This window comes from Virgibacillus sp. JSM 102003 (assembly GCF_041949995.1).
GTDB lineage: Bacteria > Bacillota > Bacilli > Bacillales > Amphibacillaceae > Lentibacillus.
Map to the genome: position 1 here is coordinate 43,716 of NZ_JBHFQH010000018.1, position 15,261 is coordinate 58,976.

A 15,261-nucleotide genomic window follows, 5' to 3' on the forward strand; every position below is an offset into this window, starting at 1 on the left:
ATTAATTTTCATACGGAATTTTAAAGTAAACTTCACTTCCACTGGAAGGTAAGTTACGGATATGTAAACGTGCTGATTCCCCCAGTAAACGGATTAATCGCTGGTTGACATTGTATAACCCTGCGCCCCCGTCCTCATTTGCTGATAACGACTCATCACCCGCCAGGTTTAAAGTATCCTGAGGAAAGCCACAGCCATTGTCACGGACCGTAACTTGGATGCAGGTGTCTAACTTTTCGATTGTTACCTTAATGATTCCGTCTTTTGAAACATTTTTTAATCCATGCTGGACACTGTTCTCAACAAGTGGCTGAATCGTTGATGGTGGAATGAACACCTCTGAGATGCCATCCGTTTCTGAAAAAATAATCTGGAGCTGACTGGAGAAACGGGTTTGAACAATTTCAATATATGCTTTTACATGCTGGCATTCTTTTTCCAGATGTATGAGTGATGACGAAACAAGTCCGATATTAAACCGCATATAGTGTGCCAGGTTTACCGTAATATGCCGTGCCTTCTTTGGATCCTTCCGAAACAATGCCGCAATCAAATGAAGTGTATTAAATAGAAAGTGCGGATTAATCTGTGCTTGGAGATTTCTCAGTTCTGCATCACGTATATGTGTTTTCATCTTTTCCGTTGCAATCGTATTCAGCTGGTTGGATATTAACTGTCCCAATCCTTGTGCAAGCATTAGTTCTACCGGACGAATGTGTTGTGCTCTTCGAAAGTAAAATTTGATAAGGCCTGTTGCCTCATTTGCATCCATAATTGGAATGATGATGGCAGCTTCCAGTGGGCAATTTCTATGTTTACACTGAATTTCTGTACGTGATTGGGCAATCTGCATCTGTTTAGAATAAATTGCCTGGCGGGATAATCGGGTAATTATCTGATCTCCTGCCTGGTGATGATCTTCACCAAGCCCTTTGTGTGCGAGTACTTCCTTTTCATTCGTTACGGAGACTGCGGCTAATTTCAAACGATCATATAGTAAATTAGCTATTCCAGACGCCATATCATGTGAAGAATCTTTTTTTAAAAAAGGAAGCGCTTCTTCAGCGATTGTTAAAGCTTGTTTGGTTGCCAGTGCTGCCTCATTTTCCTGCTCACGCAGTACAATGCTGATCATAGCCGTGAATATTGCAATGGCAATACTGTTGGATAAAACAAGCGGCAGTCCAATTGTATTCACAATAGAGATCATTGTATCTGAATGCGGTTCAAAAATAAGCAGCAACTGCATTTGCAGAACTGGTGGAAATACACCGATAAATAAAGCCTTCCACGGGGAGATAACCCGTTCATTTGAAAAAAATTGGGCAGTTAATCCCGCAAGTAAACCTGTCAGTGGATTGACCAGACTATTTGCTAAAAAGCCGATGCCCCCAAGATAAAAAAGATGCGTGCCGGCAATCATTCCTGCCCCAAGGCCTACGATTGGTCCGCCTAACAATCCAGCGATAACGATAGCCACCAAACTGGAACTGACCGCCATTTGGTCATCGCCGACAGACCAGATAAACTCACGGTTAACAACAACGTCCCCCTCCATAACAATCCCGGTTATCGTCCCGGCAATTCCAAAAAGGCCAAACATACAGGCATGTACAAACGACATACGCTTCGAATATTCACGATAAAGTAATGACTTGAAACCAGGGATACGCGTTAGCACGAAGGCAAATACCAGCAATAGACCCAGGCGCTCAAACAAAATAATCGTCAAGTACTTCACTGGATATCCCCCTTCGTATCAATCCCGGTCTGTGCTTTTATGTAAAATCGTCTGAATTCATGGTTGCTATGCTGCGATTCACGTGTAACTAGTGAACCGAAATACGCACCTAAAAATCCAATCGGAATGGCAAAGATGCCAGGATTATGAAGAGGAACAAGAGGCTCTCTCTGAATCCAGCCCCCATCCAGATTCATAATGTGCGGACCGAATATTAAAAGGATAAGTGAAGCAGTTAATCCACATACCATCCCGATAATTGCTCCTGATTGCGTAAAGCGTTTCCAATAGATCGTAAATAAAAGGACAGGCAAATTACTCGAAGCTGCAACAATGAATGTTAAAGAGACAAGAAAAGTTACATTAATATTCCGCAGTCCAAGCGCAAATAAAGTGGATATGAGTCCGACGACAAATGCAGTCCACTGGGCAGCACGTATTTGTTTTTTTTCGGTAGTTTGTCTTTTTTTGAAAATGTGGTAATAGATATCATGGGAAACAGCAGTTGTAGCGGAAATCACCAGACCAGCGACTACCGCGACAATAGTCGTAAATGATATTGCCGCAATAAAAGCCATTAGGAAGTCCCCGCCCAACTCGCCTGCAAGTAATGGTGCAGCCAAATTCCCAGTCGGATCATGTGCAGTCAATTCCTCGTATCCGATAAGTGCAACGGTACCAAGTCCAAGAACAAGTGTAATGATGTAAAATATCCCGATAATCCAGCTTGCAGTTAACAGTGACCTCCGCACTTCCAGCGTATTTCGGACGGTGAAAAAGCGTATTAAAATATGTGGCAGGCCTGCCGTTCCAAGGACTAAAGCCAAATGAAGCGATAGTGTTTCCAGTGGGTTGTTGAACAAATTACCAGGCATGAAAAACTGATCACCTAAAGGAGTACCAAGTTTAACTTGCGAAATCAGCTCCGCAATGCTCCAATCAAAGCGAGAAAATACAATTAATGAAAGAAGAAAAGTCCCGGACAAAAGCACAACTGTTTTCACAATTTGAACCCATGACGTCGCAAACATTCCGCCAAACACAACGTATACCGTCATTAAACTTCCGATTATCAGAACCGAAGTGGAGTAATTAATATCAAGAAGTAAGCGGATCAGAAGACCAGCAGCAACCAGTTGCGGGATCATATACAAAATAGAAATGATAAACGCCCCGATTGCCATCATCCAGCGCATCTTGTAACTTGGAAAGCGCGAGCAGACCACATCGCCAAGCGAATAAGTCCCTAAATGATGAACAGGTTCTGCTATAAAAAACAGCACGATTAAATAAGAGACCAAAAAACCAATCGCATAAAGGAATCCATCAAAGCCATTAATTGCAATCGTGCCCACAATCCCTAAAAAGGAAGCAGCACTAATGTAATCACCTGCAATTGCCATTCCGTTCTGGACGCCTGTTAAACTTCCAGCCGCAATATAAAATTGATTTGTCGTCTTACTTTGTTTTGCCGCCCAATAGGTAATAATTAATGTACAAACAATAATACATAAGAAAAACAGGAAATAGGTAAGGTTCATGAAGCCACCTTCTTTTTTCTATTTATATTAGTTGAAATAATTTAAATTTAACAAATTTTTCTACTATAAATAGTACTTTAATTGCCATTATAAGTAAAGATTGGCAGGGATCTGTCACTGAATTTAGTACACAAGTACCAGTTGAATTTTTGAACGTAAGAATCCACCATGGCTGTTAATACACAGCCACCATCTATCATGAAAATTAGTATTCATATAGCAAATTTAAGGTTAGCGGACACCAGGGACCTTATTTGGCAAAAATCCACGTAAATGGTGGTGTTTTCGGACACCAAGGACCTTATTTCACACAAATACAGTCAAATAACCATGATATATGTGTAATAAGGGCTTCTGTGTCCGGATACCTTCGAGAAAGTGATTTTCATGCAGAAATAGCGTCTGCTGTGTCCGCTAAAATCAAGTTTTAGAGGTATTTTCATACAAAGGTACAAATAGATTTGTAAAAAATTGCGAATGTACGATGGTTTTTTAAATGCTATAAAAGGCTTAACAGAACTAATGAGGTATTCAAATGACAAGCCGGGTTTCCAATGTTTGTGTCACTGAAAAAAGGGTATTATAAGGAAAATAGTAGAAATTAACGTATGTACATAGCAGCAGGGGAGGTTCTATAATTTGAAAAAATTGACAATAGGAATAATTCCAGCCCCGGAATTACCAGAAACGATTGCTTATAAGTTAGTGGACAAATTGCCAGATGCATTCTCCAGCAACATTGATGAAGACCTCTCGTGGGATGTTGAAATAGTTCGTGATCCACTAACAGGTGCAGCAGAAAAAGTGGACGAGATCATTAATAGAGCAGCTGATTTAAAACAGGTACATAAATGGGATTACGCTGTATGCCTGACAGATCTTCCTATCTTTTCGGGTAAAGATGTCGTATTAGGTGATGTTAATGATAAAGAAGGGGTAGCGCAAATTTCTATTCCAGCGTTTGGTATTTTGCCTGTAGGTAAACGAGTGGAAAAAGCAATTATTCAAATGGTCAGTGAGTTATATTTTCGAGTGAACGGTCATGGCAAGGTTTTAAATAAGGAGATAGATAGTGCTGCCATAAATAATGTGCGTTTATTAAGAAGTGATTCCGCTTTTTCTCCAATTCGCAAAGTCAATCCTCCTGATAGGATAGAAAAAGCTGATGTACGCTTTATTGTCATTCCGAGATTTAATGGGCGGCAAAGACTACTTTTTGGGATGGCTCATGCGAACAGACCCTGGACAATTATTCCTGCCTTTAAACGTGTAGTCGCCATAGCATTTGCTACCGGTGCTTACGGTCTGGTATTTCCCTCCCTCTGGAATCTCAGTGTAGCTTATGGACCTTTACGTTTCATAGTTTTGATGCTGGCAGCTATACTTGGTATGATTATTTGGATTATCATTGCACATAATTTGTGGGAGAAGCCAACTAAGAAAAGTCAAAGGAAATTAAGGATGCTATATAATACAGCTACCGTAATAACCCTGGGAATTGCTGTGCTGGTTTACTATATAATGCTATATATACTGTTTCTGATTGCAGTAGCCTTCTTTGTTCCACCCGAAGTATTTACCGAAACAGTAGGACTGGAAGGAGAAGTCAGTTTTAAATACTATTTTCATTTGACGTGGCTTGTTACCTCTGTTGCAACAGTAGTAGGAGCAATCGGCTCAGGACTTGAAAGTGATAAAGTTGTACAAAATATTATGTACGGCTATCGCCAGCAGCAACGTTATAAGGAAATGGAACATTACGATGATTTTTTAAAGGATGAAGAAGATTATAAGTAATGTGGAAGGCTGGATGGTAGGTGGAGCGTACAATTTTAACTAAATTGATTGCTTACCATTCCTGTTGTAAACAGATAAGAGCTATCTGTAAAATGCTTAGTAACATTTGTTACTAAGCATTTTTATGTTTATTTTAGGAACCTATTAAATTTCTAATGAATCTAAAAAGCGATATTGTTATAATTGAAGTAATTATAGTAACTGTAATATAGAATAGCTTTAAATAAACCAAACGAAATGAGCGTGTCAAATGCCAACTTACAACAAGCTAATACGAGACAAAATACCGGGAATCATCGAAATAACGGGAAAGAAGGCAAATACTGCAACGCTTTCTGATGAAGATTATATAAATGAACTTAGAAAGAAGACTAAAGAGGAACTGCAGGAATACTTAGCTGCTGATAATGACCGAGATGCGTTGGAAGAGTTAGCTGATCTACTGGAATTAATGCACGCATTGACAAATGTGCATGGCAGCACGATAGAAGATGTTGAAAAAATCCGCGAGAAAAAAGCGGAACAACGTGGTGGGTTTAATGATAGAGTCTTCCTCATCGATGTAGATTAGATAAAAAATAGGTGAACTTGAAGAACAAAATAAGAAGATAAGTCGTATATATATAATGAATCCTTTCTAAATACAAAAAGGGTTCTTTTTTTTATTAACCAACAAGCGCTGACGAATAAATATTCATAATAATGCTGATTTAATAAGTTTAACACCTTAATTATTTATATTTATGAAAGATTATGCATAAAAACAGTGTTATCCGATTTGTTCTGTGATATAATATGGCATAAATCTTTTGAATATTTCTAAAAAACGAATAGTCCAGGGGGTAAAGAAATGAAGAAAAAATGGCTAGCTTTTCTTATTATAGCTTTAATTAGTTTACTTACATTGGCAGCTTGTGGGACCAGTGAAGATGCTGAGGGAGAGCAAACTTCAGGGTCAGGGGATGGAACTGATCAAGAAGCTAATCAAGGAGAGGAAAAACAGTCCTATACAATAGGGGCTACTCAAATTGTTGAACATCCATCGTTGGATGCAGCGTACGAAGGGTTTAAACATGCTATCGAAGAAGCGGGTCTGGATGCAGAGTTTGATCTGCAGAACGCACAGAATGATCAAAACAATGCGAGTCTTATAGCGCAAAACTTTGTGGCAGATAATGTTGATTTAATTTTTGCAAATTCAACACCGAGTGCCCAGAGTGCATTGCAGGCGACACAAGACATTCCGATTATATTTACATCTGTTACCGATGCAGTTGGAGCAGGCCTAGTAGATGAGATGGATCAACCGGGCGAAAATATTACGGGGGTACTTGATCTTCACCCGGATGCGATTAAGAACACGGTAAACTTTATCGATACGTACTTTGAGGGTTCAAAGGTTGGGCTTATTTACAACGCCGGTGAACAAAACTCTGTATCCCAGATAGAGGCGGTGAAGGCAGAAGTTGAAGGCACAAGCTTAAGTGTAGCTGAGCGTACGGTTTCAACATCTGCTGAGGTTCAACAGGCAGCGACAACACTTGTAGGTGAAGTCGATGTTATGTATATTATTACAGATAATACCGTAGTTTCGGCATTAGATAGTGTCGTTGGTGTTGCAAATGATCAGGATATTCCATTGATTGTTGGTGAACCAAACTCACTTAAAAAAGGTGGTTTTGCCACATACGGAATCGATTATCATACAATTGGTACTCGTGCAGGTGAAATGGCGGTAGAAGTGTTAACAGGCGAAAAGACAACTGCTGATATTCCGGTAGAATACCCAGCAAAAATGCAACTGTTTATTAATAAAGAAGCAGCAGAGGAACAAGGCATCGAGTGGAACGAAGAGTGGGATGAAAAAGCTCAGTTCGTTGAGCCTGAATAAAGAGATAGGAATTTGGCCCCTTTCTTAGAGGGGCCAATTGTATCCTTTGCAGTAGAAGTAGAGGGGAGGACATCTTGTGTTTATATCAATGTTTGGAGCAGTTGAATCAGGAATAATATACGCGATAATGGCGCTTGGTGTATACCTGTCTTTTCGTATATTGGATTTTCCAGATTTAACAGTAGATGGAAGTTTTGTAACAGGTGGTGCTGTAGCTGCCATTTCGATTATTAATGGAACAGACCCTGTAACAGCTACGATTCTGGGTACAATAGCCGGATTTGTAGCAGGCAGTATAACAGGTGTTCTTCATACGAAGGGAAAAATAAACCCATTATTATCAGGTATTATCATGATGATTGCACTTTATTCTATTAATCTACGGATAATGGGTCGTCCGAATTTATCCCTCCTCAATGAAACAACCCTTTTTACACAGGTTGAAGGATTTTGGAAAGGTGCTGGTTTGGATCAAGCACTCAATGGCCTAATGAAAACGATAGGGTTAGCACAAGTTCCCAGTACATGGGCTATTCTTATTTTTATGATTTTCGTCAGTATCCTAATCAAGCTATTGACTGATTATTTTCTTAAAACAGAGGTTGGACTGGCGATTAGAGCTACTGGAGATAATCAAAAAATGATACGGAGTTTATCGGCTAATACGGATACATTAATTATCCTGGGTCTTGGTGTTTCCAACGCCTTTGTTGCTTTGTCCGGAGCGTTGGTTGCTCAGTATGGCGGGTTTGCCGATGTTGGTCTTGGAATTGGAATGATTATAACAGGTCTTGCTTCAGTAATTATTGGGGAAGCTCTTTTTGGAAAACGAACAATCGCTATTACGACGGTTGCCGTGATTGGTGGTGCGATTATTTATCGTATTGTGGTAACTCTTGCTTTACGTGTTGAGTTTTTAGAAACGGGTGATATGAAATTAATAACCGCACTACTTGTTGTTGCTGCGTTAATTACACCAAAAATAATGAAGGCACAAAAAGAAAAAAAGCGGCGTCGGCAAAAACAAAAAGAACTAAACAGTTCCACTGCGGAGGGGGCTTAATATGTTAGATCTTCAAGATATTTCGTTAACATTTAATGAACATACACCTGATGAAAAAAAGGCACTGCAGCAGGTGAACTTAACAATGGGTAAGGGTGAATTTGTGACTGTTATCGGTAGTAATGGAGCCGGAAAGTCAACCCTGATGAATGTCATTTCCGGGACACTTATTCCAGATGTAGGATTTGTTACGATTGGTAATAAAAAAGTGACAGGTTTACCGGAATATAAACGGTCAAAATTTATTGGAAGGGTTTTTCAGGATCCAATGGCAGGTACAGCCCCAACCATGACAATTGAAGAGAACTTGGCCATGGCCTTTGCACGTGATAAAAAACGCACGCTTCGCATTGGGGTAACCAAAAAGCGAAAAGCATTGTTTCGTGACTATTTAAAAACACTGAATCTCGGCCTGGAAGATCGTCTAACAGCAAAGGTTGGTTTACTATCTGGGGGAGAACGACAAGCGTTATCACTGTTAATGGCTACATTTACCGAACCAAATATTCTTATGTTAGATGAGCATACGGCTGCACTTGATCCATCTCGTGCAGAGTTAATTAAAAATCTAACAAAAGATGTAGTGGACAAATTTAATTTAACGACATTAATGGTTACTCATAACATGCAACAGGCCTTAGATTTAGGGAATCGTCTGATTATGATGGATAAGGGACAAATCATTTTAGATGTCAAAGGGGAAGAAAAACAGAAACTGACAATCGAAAAGTTATTGCATGAATTTAAGCGAATTAGAGGAGAACAATTTGAAAGTGATCGTGCAATCTTAGGATAAGTGAAATGGTGGTTCAAATGCCGGCGATAGATGCGGGTTGTGAACCACCTTGTTTTAGTTAGCTCAATCGTTGAGCTCCATTCGAATATATTTTCTTGTATTAGGTCCATAGATTCCGTCATTAGCGAGAGCTGCGTACATCGACTGGAATCGGCGAACGGCATCCTGCGTGTTTGGCCCGTAAATCCCATCGATTACTCCGGGATTAAAGTTGATCTCTTTTAAAGCACGCTGGACTTGTTTAACAGCTTCCCCCTCGGCTCCTTGTGACAATACTTTATCTGGTAGTGGAAAGTCAATGGCTGGTGAACTGGATCCAAGGACTTCTTTTAATTTCGCAAGTGTATTCGGTCCTACTAATCCATCAACTTGTAGTCCGTAGTCCCTTTGGAACCGCATAACGGCACGCTGGGTTTCCACACCATAGATTCCGTCTGCCCCGAAGACGGGTAAAGAGAACCCTGCTTGAATTAAATCCTGTTGAATTTCCTTTACAAATTGGCCCTCATCACCAATATCTAATGGTAATTCCACGGATGCCCCTTTCACCTCAGGTTCTGCCGGTTCATCTGTACCCCCATTGCCTGAAAACTCTGTTTGATAAACTTCTTTTACATCTTGGATAAATTCCCCCCATGAGATTCCGTGTTGGTGCAAAGCATTTTGCGGATCTGTGCGACGCTGGGGATCTAGCGTGCTATGGGCAACAATATCTTTGTCAGGGTTAAGGCCATACTTATTTACTAAGTAGGCATGATACCAAACATAGCGGTCATATGCCTCCTGAAAATCAATGTTACCTCCATAAGCTAACTCAACACCAATGGCAGCATCATTAGCATCCTCACCGTAAAGTGTATTATCTTTTGTTGTGTTATATCTAACATGCCACGCTTTTTCTTCTAATGGGATTATTTCTAAAATATAGTTATCATCAATAAAGGTATGCGCGGAAGCTAAGGGTTGAACGCGGTCAAAGTAATTCCGGTTATTATAGGCTGTCGAACCAGGGTTTCCTGTATCATGACTGACGATATATTCCACGTTTTGAAGTTTTTCTCCTGATCTAGAATCCTCGAAATCGATATAATCTTGGGTAATATTATATTTTGCCATTTGAATTTGTCACCTCGCATTTCTGTTTTCCATTATCAATATATGTAGAAGAATGTGATATAGGAAGGGTTCTAAGCAAAATGGTCTGTCTAATTCATCACCACTTTCTGGGCGGATGCATAGCATAGTGCATGAGAGGTGGTGAGGATATGGGAAACAATCATTCAGCTGTTTCGCTTGAGCGTGCTGAGTGGCAAAAAAGGCAGCGTAATCAAAGGTTGAAGAGTTTATTAACAATCTCATCTCCTATTTTTATTTTAATTCTGTGGGAAGTTTTATCACGAACGAGTGTTATGGATCCGCGCTTTTTCCCTCCACCTACTGAAATATTGACAACTTTAGTGTCAATGGGATCAAGTGGCGAGTTATTCATGCACGTAAAAATCAGTTTATATCGTATCTTTTCGGGATTTGTGCTTGGGGTAGCCCCAGCTATTGCGCTTGGGCTGCTGATGGGAATGTATTCACCAATTCGACATTTCTTCTCACCTTTAGTTATGGCATTAATGCCAATTCCAACGCTGGCGATGTTACCAATTATTTTGATTATTTTTGGGATTGGTGAGTTTTCTAAAATGTTGATCATTGCAATAAGTGTTTTCTTTCCTGTTGTGATCAACACAGCTGCAGGGGTAACGAATATTGACCGGATTTATATCGACGTTGCCAGAAATTATGGTGCAAGTGCGAAAGACTTTTTCTTTAAAATTGCATTGCCCGGCTCCTTACCAGTCATGCTGGAGGGAATTCAAATGGGGCAGGCGATTGCTTTATTAACGATTGTGGCTGCTGAAATGGTTGCAGCAAACAGCGGGATTGGTTATCTGATTTGGGTTAATTATAAGGCCTTTCTGTTAACCGAGATGTATGTAGGTCTTGTGCTTATTTCCTTCTTTGGCTACTTCTTCTCCTTATTATTAAGGGGATTGCAAAGTAAATTGATTCCGTGGAGATAGCCAACTAACTCATAAGGAGGGTAAATCTGACAATGGCACAGCCGAGTAAAATTACAATTAACCAGTTAACAAAAGTATTTTATAAACGAAATGAAAGTGTAACGGCATTAAAGGATATATCACTTACCATTGGGGATGGTGAATTTGTTTGTCTGCTGGGACCAAGTGGATGTGGGAAAACAACATTGCTAAGAATTTTAGCCGGATTGGAAAAACCTAGTACAGGAACATTTAAAATTCATCAGTCAGATGACGCGAAACCTCTCCAATCAATGGTATTTCAGGAACGTGGCGTAATTCCATGGCAGACAGTTGAAGAAAATGTAGCATTTGGATTAAAGATGCGCCACCTTCCAAAGAAACTAGTGAAAGAGAAAACAGACTACTATTTGGAAAAGGTTGGATTAAAGCAGTTTGCGAAGCTGTTTCCAAAAGAATTATCCGGTGGTATGAAGCAACGAGTAAGCATAGCTCGGGCTTTTGCCAACGATCCTGAAATATTATTAATGGATGAACCGTTTGCAGCACTGGATGAACAAAATAAATTTATACTCCAGGAAGAGCTGCTTGCCATCTGGGCAGAAACAAAGAAAACTGTATTATTCATTACACATAGCATTGATGAAGCGCTGTTGCTAGGTGACAAAGTATTGTTGATGAGTTCGCAGCCAGGGCAAATCTTGAGTGAAAAGAAAATTGATTTACCACGTCCAAGAACAATTGAGGATGTTCGGTCGAATCCGGAAATGGCAGAGCAGTTCGTTGATATATGGAAGCATCTGCAAACAGAAGTACAAAATGATCGTAAAACTAAAGAACAGAAAGGTTGATTAATCATGAGGGGAAAATGGTTAAAGATAATGGGTGTCTTTTTCCTAATTATAACGCTTGCCTTAGCAGGTTGTGCTAGTTCAGAGACGAAACCGAAAGAAGACACGCAAGATGACCAAAGTTCAACAGACCAAACGAAGGGGCAAGAAGATGCCAATGAGGAAACTAGTTCAGAAGGTGAGCTTGAACCACTTGAGGAGCCTGTCACGGTAACAATTGCTGAGGATGGTTCTGCCTCTGGTGCAGGTTTTTATATCGCAAAGGAAAGAGGATATTTTGAACAATACAATATTAATGTTGAATTCGTGAAATTTGGCAATAGTGATGAAATGCTTCCGGCTCTGGCTGCAGGCAAGATTGATGTGGCTGGTGGTATATCGTCGGCATCATTTTTTAACTCTATCGCACAAGGTATTGATGTCCGCATGATTGCTGATAAAGGTCATAATGTGATGGGTAATTCTTATTTCACCTTTGTTCTCCGAAAAGACTTGCAAGATGAAATTAAGGATTATAAAGATTTAAAAGGAAAACGAGTTGCAGTTTCTACAAAAAATGCAGTTGATGATTACATTTACGGGAAAATGCTGGAGCATGCCGGCTTAACAAGGGATGATGTGGAGTTCACTTTAATGTCCGACTTTGGTAACATGATGTCTGCGATGGGTAATGACCAAATCGCTGCAGCCCTGCAAATAGAGCCCTTGATTACGCAGGGGATTGAGGAGAACTTACATGTGAAATTTGGTGATGTTACTGACTTTGCTCCAAAAGCTCAAATCGCAATGGTCTTAGGGTCGCCAAACTTCCTTAATGAGCGCCGTGATGTAGCATTACGATTTATGGCAGGCTATTTGGAGGGTGTTCGTGATTACAATGATGTATTTGTCAAAGGTGAAGGTGAAAAGGAAGAGATCATTAACATCATGACAAACCATACAGCGCTTAAGGACCCGGCTATATGGAATAAAGTTGCCGTTACAGGCTTGAATCCAGATGGCCGTATGTTCATTGAAGATATCAAAAAACAATACGATATGTATAAAGAAAATGGAGCAATTAAAGGGGAAGTAGACTTTGATAAGGCTGTAGACCCGTCCTTAGTAGAGGATGTACTAAAGATAATTGGAGAGTATTAAATCAAGACCCTTCTTAACAGGAAGGGTTATTTTTTTGACCGTTTTCGTCATGAAGAAGAACGAACAGGGTAACAATAAGGCGTAGTATTCTTCTTTAGCATTTCCTACTTTCTTACTGCATAAGTGCAACTAAGGCTTGAACTCCAGAGTATAAGGGGTTCTAAGAAAGCAAAATACGCTTTCATAAGAATCCCCTTTAACGAATGCCAAGTTTTCTAAAAAATGGGAGACGAATTAACGATGAGTTTACAATTACTTGAAATTTATGCACCACAGGATTTTTTGGATATTGAAGATATTGAGGATAATTTCTCTGTTGTATCGTATTGGGTTTCTGAAAAATTCGAGGAACAGAAACTGACTCGGATTCTTGTGGAGACAAATGATGTTGAAGAAATACTTAATTACTTGGAAAAGCTACCCAGCGAAGGCGATGCTTATCAAGTAATGTTGCTGCCTGTTCAAACATACCTTCCCAGGGAGAAAAAGGAGCCTAAGGAAGAAGAAAAAGATTTACAGCGAGCAAGCCGGCATGAGTTATTCACAACTATTACCGAAGCAAGTCATATGAGTGTCAGCTACATGTGGTTTATCGTTTTTGCGGCATTTGTTGCGACGGTGGGTGTTATAAAAAGCAGTCCTGCTGTTGTGATCGGTGCTATGGTGATTGCTCCGATTATTGGTCCCGTTACTGCTGTATCGTTTGCTTCTGTACTAGGCGATTTTAAGCTGCTGCGACGGTCTATAATGACATCGTTGTTTGGGCTGGGCGTTCCCATATTAGTTGCTGGTGTGTTCAGTTTTCTCTTTAATGCTCCGGTAAATAGTGATGAGTTTATTTCCAGAACAATAATTCAAATCATTGATGTCATTGCTGCCTTAGCTTCTGGTGCTGCCGGGGCGCTTTCTTTTATAAAAAGAAATGAGGGAGCTCTTGTTGGTGTTATGGTTTCAGTTGCATTAGTACCCCCAGCTGTCGTATTAGGTATGAACCTTGGAGCGGGCAGGTGGGAAGAGGCTCTTATTCCCTTTATTCTATTAATGGTCAATGTTAATTCTATCATGCTCTCAGCTGTTATCGTATTTTGGTTAAGTGGTATTAAACCAAACAATTGGCAAGATCTGCAGAAAGCAAATATTTCACGTAAGCTTTCTCTCTTATATGTTTCAATTATTGCTCTGGTACTTATTACTGCTATTATTTTTATAAATTTCATCTAATTGTTAAGGGTAAGGCAGGCTAACTGTACAAAAACATACACTATGTTCAGAAATATATAGTAGTTGGTAGTTTCATGAGTCTGACTCCTTAATTTCGGGCGGTACTTTCTTACTGCATATATGCAACTAAGGCTGCTAAGTTCTAAGAATGAATGGCTGGGTAATTAGCCATAATAAAAATGAATAAAGATAAGGAGTGATAAAATGGGTGAATACAGTCATTTTCGATTTGGGCAAAAAGCACCGAACAATGGTGTGTATAGAGAAATTGGGGAGACAGGCAGCAATGTGAAGGATCCCAAAAGAGTTGAGCTAAAGGCTGGAGAGAAATTTCCGCAAAACTCAAACTTTGATCGTGTTTGGATAAATGAAAAACATTAAGGTAAAGGTCATTTGGTCTAGTTACTAGAGAAAAAAATAGGATAAAGTGAGACATTCCAGCGCAGTAAATTCACGAAGACTCCTAAGTGCCACCGGCTAAACCGGTGACGTCCTGTTGACCAACGCCGGAACTAAAATGTCCTGTTCGTCGAAGCAACCAACTGAAGGTCCTGCAGCAAGCGTATTTTCTTCCTTAGGAAGCTGAAGCGTTGTCATTGCACTTTTCAAATTGTGTCGTAATTTAACTCAAATCAGCAACAAAAAATCCGAACTAATTCGAAATCTATTTCAGGAATTTTGAATCCTAGTTCGGATTTTACGTTCACTAAAACACTATCGCTACATACTGATTTAAAAATACCACTTTTATAAAGCATGTCATGTTGAAAGCTGCTTCCTTAAGGCGTTTTCGTGTTTTTTCGATTAGCGCTTCTGATTTACAAACTCGTATGAATCCTCATTCCGTTATTTCCTGAATAACCCCTACTTTCAGCTTCTTATAGGATCCTCATTCACTAGCCTTGCAAATGTATCCACAGGTTAAATAATTCCTATAACTGGTATCCATTTTCAATTGAATTACCAAATAATTACTGGACGAAATAAAAAAAATCTCCTAATGTAGAAGGATATCCGCAACCAACGTTATCCGTAATTCTACATAAAGGAGATTTCTTATGGATAACACTAGTATAACAAATCAATCTGTTTTACGTAAATGTTTATCTTTATTACCTTTTGACTCCTTCTCTTCATATTTTCTTGATTGGGGAGTCATAAAGCTTACA

14 protein-coding genes and 1 pseudogene are annotated in these 15,261 nt (G+C 39.6%); 10 read left to right on the forward strand and 5 right to left on the reverse strand.

Translation table 11 applies throughout. The features are described 5' to 3' along the window. Nucleotide 1 precedes the first annotated feature (1 nt). Both ACE1TG_RS17345 and ACE1TG_RS17350 read right to left on the reverse strand, forming a co-directional pair. Nucleotides 2-1,741, reverse strand: coding sequence for a LytS/YhcK type 5TM receptor domain-containing protein (locus ACE1TG_RS17345; RefSeq protein WP_375053668.1), 1,740 nt, complete (start codon nucleotides 1,739-1,741; stop codon nucleotides 2-4). Next, entirely contained in the window at nucleotides 1,738-3,282 is a 1,545-nt protein-coding gene (locus ACE1TG_RS17350) for a solute symporter family protein (RefSeq protein ID WP_375053669.1), read from the reverse strand. Before ACE1TG_RS17350 ends, ACE1TG_RS17345 begins: the two co-directional genes overlap by 4 nt. Before the next feature lie 639 nt (nucleotides 3,283-3,921). Between ACE1TG_RS17350 and ACE1TG_RS17355 the strand changes: the two genes are divergently transcribed. The 5 genes from ACE1TG_RS17355 (at nucleotide 3,922) to ACE1TG_RS17375 (ending at nucleotide 8,829) form a co-directional block, all read left to right on the forward strand. Beyond that, on the forward strand, nucleotides 3,922-5,079 hold the full coding sequence (locus ACE1TG_RS17355) for a hypothetical protein (protein ID WP_375053670.1): 1,158 nt from the start codon (nucleotides 3,922-3,924) through the stop codon (nucleotides 5,077-5,079). 250 nt (nucleotides 5,080-5,329) lie between these two features. Beyond that, nucleotides 5,330-5,650 carry a phosphoribosyl-ATP pyrophosphohydrolase gene (locus ACE1TG_RS17360; RefSeq protein WP_375053671.1) on the forward strand — a complete coding sequence of 107 codons (321 nt, stop codon included), beginning with the start codon at nucleotides 5,330-5,332 and terminating at the stop codon, nucleotides 5,648-5,650. 279 nt (nucleotides 5,651-5,929) lie between these two features. Then, the gene (locus ACE1TG_RS17365) at nucleotides 5,930-6,970 is read left to right on the forward strand and encodes an ABC transporter substrate-binding protein (RefSeq protein ID WP_375053672.1); all 1,041 of its coding nucleotides are present in this window, start codon (nucleotides 5,930-5,932) and stop codon (nucleotides 6,968-6,970) included. Nucleotides 6,971-7,046: 76 nt separating this feature from the next. Next, the gene (locus ACE1TG_RS17370; RefSeq protein ID WP_375053673.1) at nucleotides 7,047-8,033 is read left to right on the forward strand and encodes an ABC transporter permease; all 987 of its coding nucleotides are present in this window, start codon (nucleotides 7,047-7,049) and stop codon (nucleotides 8,031-8,033) included. A gap of 1 nt (nucleotide 8,034) precedes the next feature. Then, on the forward strand, nucleotides 8,035-8,829 hold the full coding sequence (locus ACE1TG_RS17375) for an ABC transporter ATP-binding protein (protein ID WP_375053674.1): 795 nt from the start codon (nucleotides 8,035-8,037) through the stop codon (nucleotides 8,827-8,829). A 63-nt stretch (nucleotides 8,830-8,892) separates the two neighbouring features. Here ACE1TG_RS17375 and ACE1TG_RS17380 read toward each other — a convergent pair whose 3' ends face one another. Both ACE1TG_RS17380 and ACE1TG_RS17385 read right to left on the reverse strand, forming a co-directional pair. After that, nucleotides 8,893-9,378, reverse strand: coding sequence for a peptidoglycan-binding domain-containing protein (locus ACE1TG_RS17380; protein ID WP_375053682.1), 486 nt, complete (start codon nucleotides 9,376-9,378; stop codon nucleotides 8,893-8,895). Nucleotides 9,379-9,429: 51 nt separating this feature from the next. Further along, nucleotides 9,430-9,945 (reverse strand): annotated as a pseudogene (locus ACE1TG_RS17385) (peptidoglycan recognition protein family protein); the annotation flags it as partial. A 149-nt stretch (nucleotides 9,946-10,094) separates the two neighbouring features. Here ACE1TG_RS17385 and ACE1TG_RS17390 point away from each other — a divergent pair. The 5 genes from ACE1TG_RS17390 to ACE1TG_RS17410 all read left to right on the forward strand — a co-directional run bounded on the left by ACE1TG_RS17390 (nucleotide 10,095) and on the right by ACE1TG_RS17410 (nucleotide 14,473). Next, the gene (locus ACE1TG_RS17390) at nucleotides 10,095-10,901 is read left to right on the forward strand and encodes an ABC transporter permease (protein ID WP_375053675.1); all 807 of its coding nucleotides are present in this window, start codon (nucleotides 10,095-10,097) and stop codon (nucleotides 10,899-10,901) included. A gap of 32 nt (nucleotides 10,902-10,933) precedes the next feature. After that, nucleotides 10,934-11,731: an ABC transporter ATP-binding protein gene (locus ACE1TG_RS17395; RefSeq protein WP_375053676.1), complete on the forward strand. Its 798-nt coding sequence runs from the start codon at nucleotides 10,934-10,936 to the stop codon at nucleotides 11,729-11,731. 6 nt (nucleotides 11,732-11,737) lie between these two features. Beyond that, nucleotides 11,738-12,871, forward strand: coding sequence for an ABC transporter substrate-binding protein (locus ACE1TG_RS17400; protein WP_375053677.1), 1,134 nt, complete (start codon nucleotides 11,738-11,740; stop codon nucleotides 12,869-12,871). A gap of 240 nt (nucleotides 12,872-13,111) precedes the next feature. Beyond that, the gene (locus ACE1TG_RS17405; RefSeq protein WP_375053678.1) at nucleotides 13,112-14,092 is read left to right on the forward strand and encodes a TIGR00341 family protein; all 981 of its coding nucleotides are present in this window, start codon (nucleotides 13,112-13,114) and stop codon (nucleotides 14,090-14,092) included. Between the two features lie 204 nt (nucleotides 14,093-14,296). After that, nucleotides 14,297-14,473, forward strand: a complete 177-nt coding sequence (locus ACE1TG_RS17410; protein WP_375053679.1) for a YjzC family protein — start codon at nucleotides 14,297-14,299, stop codon at nucleotides 14,471-14,473. A gap of 96 nt (nucleotides 14,474-14,569) precedes the next feature. Here the strand turns inward: ACE1TG_RS17410 and ACE1TG_RS17415 are convergent, their stop codons facing one another. Beyond that, entirely contained in the window at nucleotides 14,570-14,701 is a 132-nt protein-coding gene (locus ACE1TG_RS17415; RefSeq protein ID WP_375053680.1) for a hypothetical protein, read from the reverse strand. Nucleotides 14,702-15,261 lie beyond the last annotated feature (560 nt).